The sequence below is a fragment of the Caballeronia sordidicola genome (assembly GCF_000729995.1).
Lineage (GTDB): Bacteria > Pseudomonadota > Gammaproteobacteria > Burkholderiales > Burkholderiaceae > Caballeronia > Caballeronia sordidicola_A.
Window position 1 is genome coordinate 1 of the sequence record NZ_JNFG01000108.1, and the last position, 1,508, is coordinate 1,508.

Here is a 1,508-nt window from a genome sequence, read left to right on the forward strand (position 1 = left end):
CTAGGAGTCTGCGCGGCAGATAGAAATTGGGGTGGTGAGCGACTGACATCGAATGCATATGTGTGAGCGCCGCCGATTTTCACCCGGGGACGGCGAGCGATGCGGCCGATTTGATCACGTTTCGATCCGAACGTTGAAGCAATCGCCGCTTTGGCACGCTTATGCAGCCATCATATTGGCCATTCTTCGCAGGTTGAGCGCAGCGCAGACGAGTTTCCATTCGGCCTGGGCCTTGGTCAGACCGCGCATGCTGAATTGTCGGAACCCCAGAACCTGTTTCACCCAACCGTTGGGCGGTTCGGACAACCATTTTCGCCGACGGTAAGCCTCCTGCGTGGCCGTTGACGTAAATCGTTCTGCCATCGCGGCGCACAGCGGCCGTTTCTTCGGATCAATTGCTACGTTCTCCTTTCCTTCCTTTCCAAGAGCGACGATCAACTCGGCGGGGTGCTCGCGCAGCGCCTCAAACACGTCCTCCGAGCAATAGCCAGCATCGGCGAGAACCTGGCGCGGATCGGCTCCGGTGTTGTGCTTGAGCGCCGCGAGCACGCCCGGCAATTGACGGCTGTCGGCGGCGCTGTTGGTCAGTTCGGCCGCGACGATGATGTGCGCCGTGTCGTCCACCGCAGCCTGGGCGTTGTAGCTGTAGTCGAAGCCACCGCCGGCACGCGGCATAATCCGGCTGTCCGGATCCGTGAAATTCTCCTGCGCCGTCGGCTTCGGTTCGCCGAATTTGTATTTGAAGCGGGACTTCTTCTTTGGCTTGCCTGCGCCACCCGGCGGGGTGTCATCGTCGGATGAACGTCCGCGTGCAGTGTCCGCTTCGCGCTGGCGTTCTTCCAGCCGTGCGCGCGCAGCCGCAATCACGGCGAGCCGATCTTCGCGCCGCTTGATCTCGGCCGGAATATCCAGCCCCGGCTCATTCTTCTCGCGATCGTCGGTCGCCTGCGCCTGGGCCAGCAAGGCATCGATTTGCGCCTTCAGTTCCAATTGCGCCTTCTGCATGCGCTCAAAGCTCATCGCCTTGTGGCGCGAGGCGTTGGCCTTGATCTTGGTACCATCGACGGCGATGGTCCCCAGCTTGACCAGTCCACATTCCTGCGCCAACTTCACCACCTGAACGAACAGATCGGACAATGCCTTCAGATGCAAGGCACGGAAATCACAGAGGGTTCGGTGCGCCGGAAAATTGTTCGCCGCCAGAACTCGAAACGCAACGTCCTCATGCAGTCTCCTGGCCAGTTTGCGCGACGAGAATACGCCCGTCGCATAGCCGTACACCAGCACCTTGACCATCATCAACGGATGAAACGGCTGATTGCGTGACCCGCCACCGGCATACCGAGCGTGAAATGCGCTCAGGTCCAGCGTATCAACCGTATCGCTAATGAAATAGGCAAGATGCCCTTCAGGAAGCCACTCCTGCAGGGCCTGAGGCAGAAGCATCTGCTGCTGCGGATTGTAGGGGAGATAGCTGGTCGTCATCATTCAACAACGTTTACCCCATC

At 59.7% G+C, this 1,508-nt stretch carries 1 protein-coding gene; it reads right to left on the reverse strand.

The window, feature by feature from the left end; translation table 11 throughout:
• Positions 1-159: 159 nt before the first annotated feature.
• The gene (locus tag FH08_RS0133920; protein WP_031362617.1) at positions 160-1,485 is read right to left on the reverse strand and encodes an IS1182 family transposase; all 1,326 of its coding nucleotides are present in this window, start codon (positions 1,483-1,485) and stop codon (positions 160-162) included.
• Positions 1,486-1,508 lie beyond the last annotated feature (23 nt).

Coding starts and splice junctions, on each gene's coding strand:
- FH08_RS0133920 (WP_031362617.1), bottom strand. CDS start 1,485: ATGACGACCAGCTATCTCCCCTACAATCCGCAGCAGCAGATGCTTCTG.